General features: G+C 48.9%; 10 protein-coding genes. 1 reads left to right on the top strand and 9 read right to left on the bottom strand.

Features of this window, described 5'->3' with window-relative positions:
• Positions 1-5: 5 nt before the first annotated feature.
• The 8 genes from FW767_RS03935 to FW767_RS03900 all read right to left on the bottom strand — a co-directional run bounded on the left by FW767_RS03935 (position 6) and on the right by FW767_RS03900 (position 11,598).
• Positions 6-935 (bottom strand): GIN domain-containing protein, encoded by a 930-nt coding sequence (locus FW767_RS03935; protein ID WP_121698884.1) that lies wholly within the window; start codon positions 933-935, stop codon positions 6-8.
• Entirely contained in the window at positions 935-1,957 is a 1,023-nt protein-coding gene (gene dusB, locus FW767_RS03930) for a tRNA dihydrouridine synthase DusB (RefSeq protein ID WP_121698885.1), read from the bottom strand. The genes FW767_RS03935 and dusB overlap by 1 nt, the downstream gene beginning before the upstream one ends.
• A gap of 115 nt (positions 1,958-2,072) precedes the next feature.
• Positions 2,073-3,308: a M16 family metallopeptidase gene (locus FW767_RS03925; protein WP_205523800.1), complete on the bottom strand. Its 1,236-nt coding sequence runs from the start codon at positions 3,306-3,308 to the stop codon at positions 2,073-2,075.
• Positions 3,309-3,554: 246 nt separating this feature from the next.
• Positions 3,555-4,316 (bottom strand): SGNH/GDSL hydrolase family protein, encoded by a 762-nt coding sequence (locus FW767_RS03920; RefSeq protein WP_121698887.1) that lies wholly within the window; start codon positions 4,314-4,316, stop codon positions 3,555-3,557.
• Positions 4,313-9,985, bottom strand: coding sequence for an alpha-2-macroglobulin family protein (locus FW767_RS03915; RefSeq protein ID WP_150980355.1), 5,673 nt, complete (start codon positions 9,983-9,985; stop codon positions 4,313-4,315). The genes FW767_RS03920 and FW767_RS03915 overlap by 4 nt, the downstream gene beginning before the upstream one ends.
• Before the next feature lie 120 nt (positions 9,986-10,105).
• On the bottom strand, positions 10,106-10,552 hold the full coding sequence (locus FW767_RS03910; RefSeq protein WP_121698889.1) for a Spy/CpxP family protein refolding chaperone: 447 nt from the start codon (positions 10,550-10,552) through the stop codon (positions 10,106-10,108).
• Between the two features lie 38 nt (positions 10,553-10,590).
• On the bottom strand, positions 10,591-10,989 hold the full coding sequence (locus FW767_RS03905; protein WP_121698890.1) for a hypothetical protein: 399 nt from the start codon (positions 10,987-10,989) through the stop codon (positions 10,591-10,593).
• 48 nt (positions 10,990-11,037) lie between these two features.
• Positions 11,038-11,598 carry an RNA polymerase sigma factor gene (locus tag FW767_RS03900; protein WP_121698891.1) on the bottom strand — a complete coding sequence of 187 codons (561 nt, stop codon included), beginning with the start codon at positions 11,596-11,598 and terminating at the stop codon, positions 11,038-11,040.
• 95 nt (positions 11,599-11,693) lie between these two features.
• On the opposite strand from FW767_RS03900, the gene zupT reads away from it, so the two are divergent.
• On the top strand, positions 11,694-12,491 hold the full coding sequence (gene zupT, locus FW767_RS03895) for a zinc transporter ZupT (RefSeq protein WP_121698892.1): 798 nt from the start codon (positions 11,694-11,696) through the stop codon (positions 12,489-12,491).
• Here the strand turns inward: zupT and FW767_RS03890 are convergent.
• On the bottom strand, positions 12,483-15,101 hold the full coding sequence (locus FW767_RS03890) for a glycosyl hydrolase 115 family protein (protein ID WP_205523799.1): 2,619 nt from the start codon (positions 15,099-15,101) through the stop codon (positions 12,483-12,485). The genes zupT and FW767_RS03890 overlap by 9 nt on opposite strands.
• Positions 15,102-15,198 lie beyond the last annotated feature (97 nt).

Raw genomic sequence — 15,198 nt, 5'->3', positions numbered from 1 at the left:
TGTATTTAATGTACCGATATATGTCGTGTTTTACCTGAACGGCTTACATTGGCCGGTGAGCCGAGGCAGTCGATGTTGCCTGATTTTAACACATTGCCGGAGAAATCACGTGAGGCATAGCAATCAATGCTTCCGCTGCCATTTACTGTTGCCGTAACACTTGTGGCTTTTACTTTGTCGCAGTCGATGTCACCGCTCCCGCTTACAGTATAGACCGCATTTACGGCTTTTCCTGCTATCTCTATATCACCCGAGCCATATACATCTGCCGATAGTTTGTCGGCGTTTAATGCTTTTATATCAATATCACCCGAGCCTCTTACCGCAGACTCAAGTATGGTGGCGGTAGTGTTGCCTGTAAGTTCTATGTCACCCGATCCGTTGACAGATGCTGACAGATGGCTTACGCTTGTATCCTTAAGCTTTATATCGCCCGAGCCGTTGACACACAGATTGATTTTGTCTCCGAGCCTGATTTTAGAACCGGCTTTTATTGTGCCTGAACCGTTGATTGTGATGTCGTCAAGCTTGTGAGGCACGTATACAATTATCGTGGACATGTATATGACATCCTTTGTCTTTTTTCGGAAAGTGTCTTTGTATACGCTGGTGCCTGATTTGCTTTGATGAATCGTGTAAGTCGACGGCCCTTGTTTTATAGTGAACGAGCCCTCTTTTTTAACAGCGCAATTTAGAACACCGTTGTTTACCGAAAATGAAAAGAGGTCTTTGTGTATGGGCGATATGTTGAATGCTATCATTCCGGCAGAGTCGGGATTATTCGCAAGTATTATTTTGCAAGGGATGTTTGATGCTATACCTGAAAAGTTGCCTGCTTTCAAAGTTACAGGCCGCATGTCGGTCTCCGTCTTTGCCGCAAAAATGCTTAGGGCCGTTATTGTCGGTAAAATAACAGAAAAGATAAAACGTTTCATTATAATAGTTGATTATGTGTTGGTACATTATTCTGTATGGAGGGTATTATCTCGTGCTGTATACGGTTGAGCGTTGAGTCGAGAGCTTCCCATGTATCAGCGCGGAGCATTTCGATGCGTGTGTCGCGGAAGTGGGGTATGCCCTTGAACAGAGGCGATGCGGCGAGATGCCGGCGTATATGCAGTATGCCCCGGCGTTCGTCGATGTTGGCAATGCTTTCTGTGATCTGACGGCGAAGAAGGGCAAACTTCTCATCTAAAGATAGTTGTGCCGGGTGGTCCATGTCATGCATGTAGCTCTTGATATCGTGGAATATCCACGGTGCGCCTATAGACGCGCGTCCTACCATCACACCGTCCACGCCATAGCGGTCAAACGCCTCGACAGCTTTCTGCGGTGTGGTTATGTCGCCGTTGCCTATGACCGGTATGTTCAGACGCGGATTCTCCTTGACGCGGGCAATCATGGACCAGTCGGCTTCGCCATTGTACATCTGGGAGCGTGTACGTCCATGTACTGTAAGAGCCTTTATTCCGCAGTCCTGAAGCTGTTCGGCCAGCTCTACTATGATTTTAGAATCATGATCCCAGCCCAAACGTGTCTTTACCGTAACCGGCAGATTCACGGCATTGACAACGGCGCGTGTTATGTCAAGCATTTTCGGGATGTCGCGCAGCATTCCCGCGCCGGCTCCTTTTCCGGCCACTTTCTTTACCGGACAGCCGAAGTTTATGTCGAGTATGTCGGGACAGGCGGCCTCGACTATCTGCGCGGCCTCGACCATGGGGCCTGTCTCGCGTCCGTATATCTGTATGGCTGTGGGGCGTTCTGCCGTGTTTATATGCAGTTTGCGTGTAGTGGCGTCGATATTTCTTATCAGCGCATCGGCCGATACAAATTCTGTGTATACCATGTCAGCCCCCTGTTCTTTGCAGATCAGGCGGAAAGAATGGTCGGTGACATCCTCCATCGGAGCAAGCATCACCGGACGTTCACCTAAATCAATATCTCCTATTTTCATGCGGTAGAAGGTAAATTTTACAGGTTTTCCTGATAACGGGCATGCCGTCACTTATGCGAAGTTAGTCAAAATATATCATAAATAAAATTTCAGCGGCATTTTATACCAGCAACAGCTACCCAAAGGTGAGTACGGAGCAGTGACTGCGGGTGATTTTTTCTGCGGCCATGCGCAGATCCTCTCCGGTTATGCTCATTATGCGTTCAACTATTTCCGATGCCGGAGCCGCATAGCCGTTAAACAGCATGGCCCGGCCTAATGACAGTACAAGCTGTTCCCGGTTGTCGGATGCCACGGCCGATTGTCCGAGATACTGCTTTTTGGCCGCGTAGAGGGCTTTTGGGGTTACAGCCGATGATGCCAGACGGTCAAACGCGTTGAATATCAGCCGGCGACACGGTTTTACATGCTCTTCGTCGCATCCGAAATATACCGAGAACAGGCCGCAGTCGGTAAACAGTGACGAGTAGGCATCGACAGAGTATACATAGCCGTGACGTTCACGTAGCGCCACATTGAGTAACGAGTTCATGCATGGACCGCCGATGATGTTGGTTAGCAGGGCATAGACGCGGTTCTTGTCGCCGAACATGCCGGGTATGCGTGCTCCGATCACCGTGTGCGACTGGTGGGTGTTGAGTTTTCTTATGCGGTCAAACGGTTCGTTTACTTTAGGCTCGATGTGATTTATGGTTTCGGTTGTATGGTCAAGCGGGCCCAGAAATTTCTCCGTCACTTTAACAACCCTATCGACCGGTGTCGGTCCCATATAGAAAAATACCATATTGCCGGGAGTATAATATCGTGACAGGAAGTCGCGGCAGGTCTGTGAGGTGAAGGAGTTTATCGTGTCAGCATTGCCGAGTATGTTATGGCCGAGCGAGGAGCCGGCAAACATAAGGTCGTTGAAATCGTCAAATATAGCTTCTGCCGGAGAATCAAGATATGAGTCAATCTCGTCAAGCACAACCTCGCGTTCACGGTCTATTTCGTTCTGGGGAAAGCAGGAATGAGCCACAAGGTCGGCTATAAGATCTACGGCTCTTGTAAGGTTGCCTTTGGGGAAGGCCGAGTAAATCATGGTCACCTCCTCAGAGGTGTATGCGTTGATTTCGCCGCCGACTGACTCCATACGGTTTATTATGTGCCATGATCTGCGCTTTTCGGTACCTTTAAATATGGTGTGTTCGACAAAGTGGGCCAGCCCGTATTGATGCGGCGCTTCGTTGCGGCTTCCGACTTTAACGGCCAATCCGCAATATTCGACGGATGATGACGACTCACGGTGTATGATGCGTAAACCGTTGGATAGCACCCGATAAGAAAATATGTTTTTGTCTTCTGCCATCATATGAAAGTTTTGATAATTGTACAAGGGCAAAAAAAAATTACTCGTCATCACGACGAATAATCTTTTTACCTTAAATCTAATACCATGAAAAACTGATACAAAGTTAGATATTGTTGTCTTATCAGCAAAATAAAATGCTGAAAAATATCGAGTTGTTAACTATTTTTAAACAAAAATGCTTGCCCGCAAAGTTGGCTTATACGATTAACTTGTTTGTTAACAGTCTGTTCGCTTGATGAGATGATGTTAATTGTCAAAAATCATTCTTGTTTGTTCAAGCCACATGTCAGCCATTTTGCGGTGACCGGCCGGAGTCGGGTGGATGCCGTCCCATATCCAATAAGTGTCGTGAAGTGATGGATAGTCAGTGGCAAGCTGTTTAAACAGCTCGTGATACGGTACAAATACGGCTTCATAATCAATCGCTATTTTCTCCACTATAGAATCGAGCTGCTCTATGACCGACTTACGCAGGCTGAAGTCATCCGGTGAATTATAATTGCGCATATTGCCGGTATAGGCTGTAAACGGACAGCCGAGAACGAAGTTGACGTCAGGCAGTGAGTCGCGTGTTATGTCGAGCAGAGCGCGATAGCGCTTTTCCCAACCATCGAAATCGAAAGGTCGGTTTCTGTCGCCCTCCATATAACGGTGTACGTCGTTGGTGCCTATTAGTACCGATACGACGTCGGGGGAGTGGGCTATGACATCGTCATGCCATCGTGTCTCCAAGTCATCGAGAGTATTGCCGCTGATGCCACGGTTGTAAAAACGGTAGCCTTTTTCAGGAGTCTCGCCCTGAAACTGTGAGGCTATCAGAAACATGTAGCCGTGACCGTAGATGTGGTTCATATCAGTAGTGCTTCTCGCTTGGGTAGGGCAGGGGTAGCCTACCGGATTTCCCCAATTGCCGTCGGTGATTGAGTCACCGATAAACAGTACGGTCATTGAATAAACGGTAGCGGCAAACACCGTTGCCGCTACCGTGAAAGTGATAAGACGTTTCATTCGGATATAACTTTTATAAGTCTGCCTGACGAGTGGGCCGACATAGCAGGTGCGTATTGGCTCTGCAATGTGGCGATACCCGAGGAGAATGTCCCGGCGTTGTTTGCATACAGTTCGTAGCTTAGGCGGTATACCCCTTTGGGCAGTCGGGTGACGAATATGTTGGTCGAGGAGTCGCGATTTTCACGATAGAAATATATACCCTCCGATACTACGGGCTGTGGCAGCTGTTCTACGGGCTGGAAGCAGGCTCCGCGTTGGTCTGTGATTGCCACATAGTCCATATCGCGCTTCACCGTTATCGTTAGGTTGACCTGTACTATGTCGCCTGTTTTTATTGAGTCAGCTACAATCCATTCTACACCCGAGGAGCTGTTTGTACGCTTGTAAAGCTGCTTGTCAATCGACACTTCAGGACATGATGCGGCTTCTATTTCGGTCATATCGCTTTTGAACTGACAGTACACGGCTCCCCATGAGGGCGTTGTTCCGCTCTTTTTTACCGAGAGTGTGGCTTCTGACGGATGTAACGCCGACACGTCGCGGCGGAAGTAACCGAGCATGCGGTCGGTACTTTCAGATTCAATGACGGTATCGCCGATTTTTATAATTGCAGGTGATGCGGGCACGGTCCATTTTGATCCGCTCGTGAGCAGCGAGGCTATGACGTCTGATGTAGTAACCGATGTGCCCCAGTTCTTGGTCTCTTTCTGAAGTATGAGCCATTGCCTGATGAGGTCGATGTCGCGGCATCCGGGTTCAACGGTGTTGAATGCGTCGAGTATGAGTGATGTCGCCCCTGTTTTACCCATAGACCAAGCTGTCATGTCATCGAGCGACGGCCACCACATGCCTTTTTCGGGAGTACTTACGGCAAACTCCCGCAGAGAGGCGATTATGTTTCGCGATACGGTCTTGTAGTTGTGCCTATACAGTATCAGCGCAGCGATAGCCTTGCCGGCTACGTCCATTGTCTGCCAGTTGCGGGAAAGGTAGGTGACTGTATTGCCTGTGAGCCGTTTTGCACCGGCGCTCATGGGTATGTTGTCGTAATAGTCGCGTACGAGGACATATGATATGTCGGTTGCGGAGGCATCGGACTCTATAGCCATATCGGCTTGTCGGTCAAGATAATTTATGCCTCGTGCAGTCATTTCGTCAAGACGCTTGTTGTCGGGCATGAAGCCGAGCTGCTTCAGCCGGCCTGTCATGGCAAGAACATTGCGGGTTATCCATGATGACGGTTCTTTATATTGCGATATCCAAGCCCATCCGCCGTTGGCCGCTTCAAGAAGTGCCAGTTGTTTTACGGCTTTTGTATAGGACGAGTTGATGACATTTTTGTCAAACAGCAGAGCCAACCGAGTCATACGCTCCGTATCTGATTTGGCATCCATGACCCACGGTGTGGAGTTGAGAAGTACCGTTTTGAGGTCTTGGTTGCGTTCTAGCATCGATACGAGTGTGGAGTCGCTTCGGTCTGAGGTGCTCCACTGTTCGAGGGCCGAAGCTATGGCCGGATCAGTGTTTATTATGCCTTCGGCTATTGCGGTCGAGAAGAGCAGTGCCGAGGCCGACAGTGCGTCATCAGCATCATCTTTGCGAAGTCCGGGCAGTGCGGTGACCACGTACCATACCGGGTTGTCGCAGTACTGAAGCGTGACACGTGCGTCATCGGGCATCTTCGGCAGTCGGGTTGAGAAGCCGGTGCTGTCGGGAGCGATGTAGAAAGGCACGGTTTCGATGACGGGTTGTACGGAGGGCAATACGGGTATCACACTCTGTTCGCCGTCGGCAAATGCATCGGTTGATGATTTTATTCTGTATCCTGTCATAGCTGTGTCGTTGCCGGCATTGACAGGTGTCGTTACTATTGCCGATGCTCGTGGAGCCACAGTGTCGGTAAACTTATAAATGTCAGTCACTACGTCGGTAACCGGGTCAAAAATTTCCACGACGGTGTTTATGACTGCTGTCGTGTCGGTATTGTTCATTACCGATGCGCTGATATACGCTTTGTCGCCGTTACGCAGAAACCGGGGCATATTGGGCTGTACCATTACCGGTTTGTTGGATACGATCTCCTTGGCCATGTTACTGACAAGCATGTCGGGAGTAAAAGCTATGGCACAGAGCTGCCAAGTGGTATTGGCGTTGGGCGCGGTGAAGGAGAATTCAAGGTTGCCGTCTTTATCGGTAGTGAGGTCGGGACGGAAAAATGCAATTGGATTTTCCGCCGCGCGATATTCGAAATTATCGTTTGTCGTTTTACCTGTAGTCGTGGCAACCGAACCGGTCATTTGCACGGAGGAGTCTTCTGCGAAATCAGCGGATTCTTCTTCCGCCGCAATCTCCTTTTTGTGTTTTCTTACAATGTTGCCCGCATCATCAACTGCAGCGTATGATGCCATCTTTCCGGTACCTCGCACGCGCACTCCCGAGGTACGGGCCGCCATCATATTCATGACGTTGTTGTAACTGTATAACGGATTGCCCCATGTAAGAAATTGCGGTATTGTGATATCAGTGCATTTTACAGGAGAATAAGTGCTGCCTGTATAGGAGTCGGCGGTGCGCAGACCTGCCGGTGACGACATATTATAATACGATGTGCCGCCAAATGTAGGAATTAAATTGAAGTCAAGAGCCGCCAGTTTGTCGAGTGCCTTGCTGTACATGTCGAGCATGACGGCCGATTTCACGCCGTTGCCGTTGCGGTCTATGACTTTAAAAGTCCAAGTTTCTTCGGCTCCGGGGGTTATATGGTCGCGGAAACTTTCGATATTTATGGATATACCCTTTGCCGATGACTCCGTAATCACGGTCACATCGCCTTCTGCATGACGGTACTCGCTTGTGCTCGATAGATTTATCTGTACTTTTCCTATGCTGTCGGGTATGACGTATTCAAAACGGTGAAGCCCGCGGGTAGTCTCGATCCAGCCCTGTTCAAGCATGTCTTCGCCATTAAATACCGCATAGTGCACGTAGCTCTTCACTGCATTTACTCCGTAAAGAACGGAGGCTTTGCGTGAGTCTTTGAGAGTGTAATGACGCACGGGTATCCATAGCGGAGTATCGGTGACAGGCGGTAGACTGTCGGACGGCTTGTACAGAATTGTATTTTCGGAAATCACCGGCATGGCCAATGCGCTGTCGGCGGTATTGAATTCGATGTCGTATGAACCTGACGTCACGTTGCTCCAGTCGACTGTCGGAGCCGATGACATGAACGAGCCTTCATAAACTGTTTTTTTCGCTTTGTCAAGTATGCGGTAGTTGATAAGAGCGTCGGTCGATTGTCCTGACAGATCTTGAAGGCTTATGTTGAGCGACACCGGATTGGCGATGTCTATGTCGCTGTCGAGCGATGCGGTCAATATATACGGACGGCCGGTGGTGAATGCCTTTGATGTATTTTGATTTTCGCCGGTCGATGATGTGGCGGTCAAGGAGGCGTTGAATATGCCGTCGGGTATCGGAGATGAATCAAGAAGCTCTTTAGCGAACTCTATGTCAAATTCTCCTTTGGCGTCGGTAGTGACTTCGGCGGAATAGAACGATACGTCACTCGCACCACGCCACCACCATATGCGCGGGGCCACACTCAGGTCGACATTCACGTCGCATCCGCTCATCGGGAAACCCGAGTAGGTCTCGACCTTGCCCTTGAGTGTAACGGCGCCTGACTCGGGCCGGTCGCGCATTATGTCGGTAATCTCTATCTTATATGTCGGAAGTCTGTAGTCTGACACGGTGAAGTTGACGGTGCCGTAATTGCTTTGTCGCTTGTCGGAGCGCGGATGACTGAACTGGAGTGAGTATATGCCGGTGAGTCCATCGTCGGGTATGGTAAACGAGCCTTTTATACGTCCGAAGTTGTCGGAGACCGCTTTCGCGGAGTCCTGAAGTTGGTAGTTGGCGTCACGCAGTGATACGTTTACGGAGAAGCCCGGTTCGATTTTTGCATCGCGTCCCAAATAGCTCTGCACTACTCCCGACCACTGTACGGTATCGCCGGGGCGGTATAATGAAAGGTCGGTGAAGCCGTGAATAATGTATTTACGAGTTGTGTCGGGCTTGTTTGAGTAGGGGATGTAGCATGGTGAGGCATAACGGTCGGTTCCGGACTTGGCATAGACCCGGTTACAGGCAACCGGGAGCTGTGCCGTGGCGTCCTTGCCGGTGTTGACATTAGATATGACTGTGCCATTATAGTTTGACACAGTCAGACTTACCGGTACGCTTACCGGTTTTCCGGTTGCCGGGTTGAACACATACGCCCAGCGGTTGCCGGCATATGCGGCAGTCTGCAGCCCGAACTGTGTGCAGTGCACCATCTCATAATAATTGTCAAGTTCGTTCTTGTGGCCCGGGATAACCGGTACGATTATATAGCATCCCGGTCGGTCGAGCACTATCTTTTCCGATGTTTCGGTTCTAAACGGCACGTTACTGCCGTTGGTGCATTTTACCGTTTTGACAAGTCGCGGCATGTTTTTCTTCTGCAACCTATATGATGTTTTGCCATTCCATGCATAAGGCACGTTGTACACCCGTATTTCATAAACCGGGGTGTTGCAGTTGGTGGCTTTTACCGTAAGAGTATCGCCGGGCACAACGGTCGTGTTGTAGCTTAGGTTGATCGTTTTAAGTGTGATGCGTTTAAGCATGTTTTCAAGACATCCGTTGCGGAAATATCCGGGATGCTCCTTCAGCTGCTTTTTTATGAGCGGATACAGCTCTGCTCCTTCATCGGAGTCTGTGTCATAATCAAGTTCCGTAAGAATTTCGGCTGCATAAGGACTGTTGTCATACTTATGGTACAACTCTAATAGCAGTCCGTTTTTGCGGTCGCGAGTCGAGAGTGATGCTTCATTGTAGTATATATGTTGTGCTATGAAGTCGATGCGCCTTATGTCGCAGTTTATGAACGGAGCCACGTCATCGCGGTGAAAGTCAAGTAACTCGCGGTATATGTCAAGAATTTCATTGACTACAGGCGACCGATAATTGAATTTCATTTTTGAATACACGTCATAACGGCACAGACTATTTATGGAAAACATATGTGCGGCCTCTGAAAAGTCATCGAGTGTCGACAGCGCCTGTGAGGTTATAAAGTCGTATAGCGTAGGGTAAAACTCCGTAGTATGCTCTCCTATGTCGACTATGCCTTCGTAATCTTTTAACGGCGCTTTCCTGAGCGCTTCGGGCGTTTTTAAAGCGTCGCGGGTCAATGTAAGTATCTTCTCTCGGAAGTTGCGTCCGTTCCACAGAGTATAGTTGTCGCTGTCGGCGGTTGCCGGCAGATCGCGGCGGTCATATACCCAGCGGTTGGCCTGATATATGTCAAGATATACATGTGCGAGCAGCGTGTTTAACAATGATTTGATACATGGGTCCTTTTCGTTGTCTGTTATGCTTTGGATGCGTGCAAGTACATGTGTGAGGCTGTCCGGGTCTATGGCGCTTTGTGCGAGTTCATAATTAATAAGAGATCGCACGGCCAGTTTTCCGTCTCCGTCAGAAAGCGCCCTGTCAAGTTCGGCGAGCGATGTTTTTATGACCTGTTTCGGATATGCAAAATCGGGTTTTTCATACCGGTTGGCTGAATGGAGTGACATAACGGTGAAGATAACGGTTAGGATGAGTAATATTTTTTTCATTGTGTCGATACGTGAAGTTATGTTACGGGTTGACTCTATTATAACAAAACAGACGCGTCTTTGTATCGGAGCGCGTCTGTTTTTTATTTATGCGGTGCCATTAAGGGTAGGTGACGTGACCTATCTTTTCTTGCCTGCCCTCATGCGTGAGTGCTGCATCATAAGTTCTTGTGTGAATTTTCGCTCCGCTTTTTTCAGTTCATACATCTGTCTGGGAGTAAGTATGGTCTTGAATTTGTTGAAATAGGCCATCTCTGTCTCTGCTTCTTTACCTTTAAGTTCGTACAGGGCTTCGGCCGCTTTCTCATATTCGAGGTCGCTTATCGGCTCTTTTGAACGGTCTATTTTCTTCTCCAGAGCACGTGTCTGCCGGTTTAACTGATGGATAGATTTGTCCATCTCTTCATATAGCGGGAAAAACTGTTCCTGCTGCTCCTTGGACAGATTAAGTTCCTTTATAATGAACTCGTGCTTGTACTGCCTAAATTCTCTGAACCACTCTTTTCTACCTTTTTCAGACTGTGGATCGGCAGCGGCCGTGTTGAGGCTTACGGCTGCTAAAACCATAATAAACAAGAGTGTAAACCTTCGCATTATCATGTGAGTTATAATTTGAAATCAGCTAAAGTGACGCCATCGTCATACATATCTTCAATGAGCTCGTATTCATCGATGTCATTCATCGGGTAGTAGTCGTAGAAACGGTCACTGCCGAGTACGCCGGCCATAACCGGATTGCTGCTCATGTCGCTGTTGGTGTTGCGGTCGCTGATGTCGTTGAAAATCCACATCATGAGCCATATGCCTGAAAACATTGCCGCCATGTATATGTAAGGGCGGCACCGTTGCCATACGCTTTTGTGCAGGACTTTGCCCGACGGTGTCGCTTTGTGCTCGGGAAGCTTGGCTTCCATGCGGGCGGCGAAATCGGCAAAATAGTTCTCAGGAACTGTCATTCCCGAGCGTCGGCCGATTTTATCAAGTATGTCGCTGTCCTTTACCATATGAATAAAGTTTGATTTAATATGTTGACTAAAGGCGATTCAAATGGTTTAATCGTTATTGGTAAAAAATTGCTCTATTTTTTTTACAGCAAGGTGATATGAGGCTTTCAGAGCGCCCACAGATGTACCCAATACTTCCGACATGGCTTCGTATTTCATGTCATCATAGTAGCGCATGTTGAATACCAGCCTTTGTTTTTCGGGTAGTGAGGCGATGGCTTTTCGGAGTTTCAACGCCAGTTCGTCGCCGTCGACATATGTGTCGGCTTCTATGAGGTCTATAAGCCTTGAATCCTCGTCGTCAATCGAAAGATTCATGCGCTTCCTTTCGCGGGCGAGAAATGTTATACTCTCGTTGATCGCTATCTTGTAGAGCCATGTCGACAACTTGGCGTCACCCCGGAAGTTGTCTATTGAACTCCATGCTTTCATAAACGTATTCTGCAACAGGTCATCGGCGTCTTCATGGCTCTCTACCATGCGGCGTATCTGCCAGTACAGAGGCTCGCCATATAGCTTTATCACCTCACCGAAGGCCTCTCGGACAGTGGCCGGGTCGCGCAAACGACTTATAAGCATCGGGTCGTCTTTTGTTATGTCTTTTGCCATCGGGGTATGATAATGTTGATAATTTTGTCCAAATTTAATGAAACTTTTCGGGATGTCAACCTACAAATTACTTAAATTGTTATAAATGGTGGATTATGGAAACGATTCTTACCACAGAGAACATACTCATTGCCTTGGGCATGACTCTTGTAGCCGGACTCTGTACCGGCATAGGCAGTCTTATGGCTTTTTTTACCAAGCATACCGATACGAAGTTTCTTTCGATGGCATTGGGCTTGTCGGCCGGCGTGATGATATACATATCTTTTATGGAGCTTATGCCGGAGGCTATGGATGACATGATGGGGCTTTATCCAGAAAAGACAGCTGCCATGTATGCGTTACTTGCTTTTTTTGCAGGAATGGGCCTTATAGCCCTTATCGACTTTCTTGTGCCTGAGGATGAGAACCCGCATGAATATCATGTGTCGGGAGGCAATCACAGGCATCTTAAACGCACCGGCATCATGCTTGCGCTTACCATCGGCATACATAATTTTCCCGAGGGTATAGCCACATTTGTGTCGGGGCTTGAGAGCATCGACATAGCATTGCCCATATTGATAGCAGTAGCCATACACAATATACCGGAGGGTATAGCAGTGTCGGTGCCGATATATCATGCTACCGGCAGCCGCCGCAAGGCTCTGTGGTTTTCTGTGGCTTCGGGATTTGCCGAACCGGTGGGCGCGCTGTTTGCTCTGCTGTTTTTAATACCTATATGGACGCCGGTAGTCAATGCCGTGTGCATGGCCGGCGTAGCCGGTGTTATGGTCTATATAGCCTTTGACGAACTGCTGCCTAACTCGGAGGCATACGGTCATCATCATTATGCCATAGGCGGTGTGGTGACCGGTATGGCTGTAATGGGCTTCGGACTTCTGCTATTCTGACATGACCCCGGTTTTGACGGGAGCTGCCGGACCTATGTATGATTTTTTAAGACCGCCCCAGTCGACAATGATTTTCTGAACCATCATGCCCGGGTCGCCGCATATAAGCGATAGCTTGTGTGACGTTTTGCTTTTGTCAATGGCAAAGCGGAAGTGTTTCACCACACCGTTGCGCAGTACCTGATCTTTCCACTCGCGTGAATATTCTTTGAATATGTTTTCGAAAACTTTTACCGAATCGTCTACAGCGACACCTATGCGCGTGCTTCTGCCATCATGAAGAGGCCATAGAGGTACGGCGTCGACATATACGTCTATGCTGTCAGCTACGAAAGCAGGCAGAGTGTAGACTGCTTTGGCCCCGCTAAGGTCGGTGGCGTCAGCAACAGGCTCGGTGGCCTCGCCTAATTTTATTACATGCCCGTCGTAACCGATGCCTTCTACTATATTAATATTGTGTTCTGACGCACCGGCGACAAATTCGTAGTCGGTGAGGTCAATCACCATGCATCGGTCAGTGAAGCCGGCGTTGTCGGAAAGTGTGATGTCTAGCTCCTTTTCGCCCGCTCCTGCCGTGACTGTTGTGGCGGGCTTGTTCTGATACAGGGCGCACCAGCCGGTAGGAATACTCATCATGCCTCTCCACTTGCCGTCAAGCAGTGAATTGTATTCATTCATCAGTGTCTGTATGCTGTCGTAGGCTATGTCGGTTTCACGTGCAGCCCGGTTGGCTCCGGCGGCGTCGCCCGAGGCAAGCAGTTCGTGATTCAGTTGCGCCATAAGAAATTTGCGGTTCATCTGGTAAGCGCTTTTTACCGGGAACGCCAACATCTCGAAAAACGCTTCTCTGTAACCCGGTTCAAGTGAGTGCATGACACTGTCGGTCATATCCGATATCATACGGTAATCGGCAAGTCGCCGCTGAGCCTCGTTGTAGTTGTCAAACGAAAATTCGGTGTCACGCAATCCGGTGTGGGCGGCATCGTCCCATTCACACTCGAATCCCATGAATTCCGGCTTGCGGCTCCACGCGAGGCGGTAATAGTGGTCAAGAATCACCTTGAAGTCACGTTCGTATCGTTGGCCGAAAACCGATGACAGGTATTTTGCCTGATGTTCGTTTGCGGTCTTGGCATCGAAGCGGTTGAAATCACGTGCCATTTCGAAAAATGTCTGTATGCCGAGTTCCATAGGTTTTATGTCGCCCACGTTGAGCAGCCAGTAGCGGTCGGCTCCCGTGTCATAGGCTTTTTTCAGCTCTTCGTACATGAGTACCGGCGGAGTGGTGCATATCCAAAGATAGTCGTGCGGGGCACCGAGGTACGACAGATGATAGTACACTCCTGCGCCGCCGCTGCGTTTGCGCTCGTTTTCATTGCTTACCTTTTTGAAGTATCCGTAATTGTCGTCGACCCATACGATGGTTATGTCGTCGGGTACTTTAAGCCCGTATTCATATATGTCCATCGTCTCTTTGTAAGGTACGAATATTTGTGGTATTTCGGTAATCGGTTTTCCTGTATGCCGGGCAAGCATATCACGCTGGTCGCTTATGACCTGTTGAAGAAGTGTTGCCTTTTTGTCAGCCGGGATTTCGTTCACAAGACCTGCGTCATGTACGCCGCGCATGGCCATTGTGTATATATTTTCAAATGACGCGGCTTCGTTAAGGCGGTTCTCCCACTTGCCGCGTATGGTCTTGCTGTTGGTAAGATAATCCCAATTGCCGTCATGCCGCGAGTCCCATTCTGACAGGGCGGCATTGTTGAGCAACAGCGGCTCGCAGTGTGATGTCGTTATTATTATGCCGAACGTATCGGCTACGAGCTTGCTTTCTGGATGCGAGTAGAAGGCTCCGGTGCAGGTGTGCATGGCCGGCGCCAGCATGTTGGCTTGTAGTCTTAGCAAGAGCTCACACACGCGGGCATAGGTCTTTGGCCCTATATCGCCGAGTTCGCGCTCATAGTTATGTGATGACCACGGTTTCAGACCCCAGTCTTCGTCATTGATGAAAAAGCCACGGTATTTTATCGACGGCATCTGTGATACGTAGTTGCCGCCTACCCATACTTCCTTCTGCTCTTTTACAGGGATATCGGCCCACCAGTACCACGGCGATACTCCAATGCTTTCGCTTATCGAAAGCAGTCCGTAGGCAGTGCCGCGTCGGTCGCTTCCTGCAATCACCAATGCTTTTTCTACTCCGTCTACCGGATTTTCTATTACCGATAACATATATTGTTCATATCCGCCTGCAACCGCATTAGTATCGAGCTTGCCGCGGCGTGCCATGTCGTCAATTAGCCTGCTGTGTCCGATAGTGCCGGCAATGACGGCATGTCGGCTTTCGGGTGAGTCGGTGATTACGGCTTCGGCGTTTTCAGCTCCGGTAGCGGTCATGTCGCCTGCAAGCAGTTGTGCCGCTTTTTTAACCGTTATGAAGTCCTCGGGCGACACCACGACAGCGGCGCTTTCGCCGTTGCCGAAAAGTTTTATCATACGGTTGTTTTTGCTGTGCGATACCTCAACCTGCGCATTTACAGTCATGGCGCAGCAGATAAGTATTATCCACGCGATTATTCGCTTCGGTGATGAAATGCGATGTAGCATAATGATTGGTGATAATAGCTGAAACAATAATGATATTCCAAAGTTATAAAAAATTGGATATAAAGCAAAATATTGACGTGATGTCATCTAAAATGTC

This window comes from Heminiphilus faecis (assembly GCF_008728965.1).
Taxonomy (GTDB): Bacteria; Bacteroidota; Bacteroidia; order Bacteroidales; family Muribaculaceae; genus Muribaculum; species Muribaculum faecis.
The sequence above is the reverse complement of the archived record's forward strand: the minus strand, read 5'-3'. Positions and strand labels throughout refer to the sequence as shown.

Coding starts and splice junctions, on each gene's coding strand:
- FW767_RS03935 (WP_121698884.1), bottom strand. CDS start 935: ATGAAACGTTTTATCTTTTCTGTTATTTTACCGACAATAACGGCCCTA.
- dusB (WP_121698885.1), bottom strand. CDS start 1,957: ATGAAAATAGGAGATATTGATTTAGGTGAACGTCCGGTGATGCTTGCT.
- FW767_RS03925 (WP_205523800.1), bottom strand. CDS start 3,308: ATGATGGCAGAAGACAAAAACATATTTTCTTATCGGGTGCTATCCAAC.
- FW767_RS03920 (WP_121698887.1), bottom strand. CDS start 4,316: ATGAAACGTCTTATCACTTTCACGGTAGCGGCAACGGTGTTTGCCGCT.
- FW767_RS03915 (WP_150980355.1), bottom strand. CDS start 9,985: ATGAAAAAAATATTACTCATCCTAACCGTTATCTTCACCGTTATGTCA.
- FW767_RS03910 (WP_121698889.1), bottom strand. CDS start 10,552: ATGGTTTTAGCAGCCGTAAGCCTCAACACGGCCGCTGCCGATCCACAG.
- FW767_RS03905 (WP_121698890.1), bottom strand. CDS start 10,989: ATGGTAAAGGACAGCGACATACTTGATAAAATCGGCCGACGCTCGGGA.
- FW767_RS03900 (WP_121698891.1), bottom strand. CDS start 11,598: ATGGCAAAAGACATAACAAAAGACGACCCGATGCTTATAAGTCGTTTG.
- zupT (WP_121698892.1), top strand. CDS start 11,694: ATGGAAACGATTCTTACCACAGAGAACATACTCATTGCCTTGGGCATG.
- FW767_RS03890 (WP_205523799.1), bottom strand. CDS start 15,101: ATGCTACATCGCATTTCATCACCGAAGCGAATAATCGCGTGGATAATA.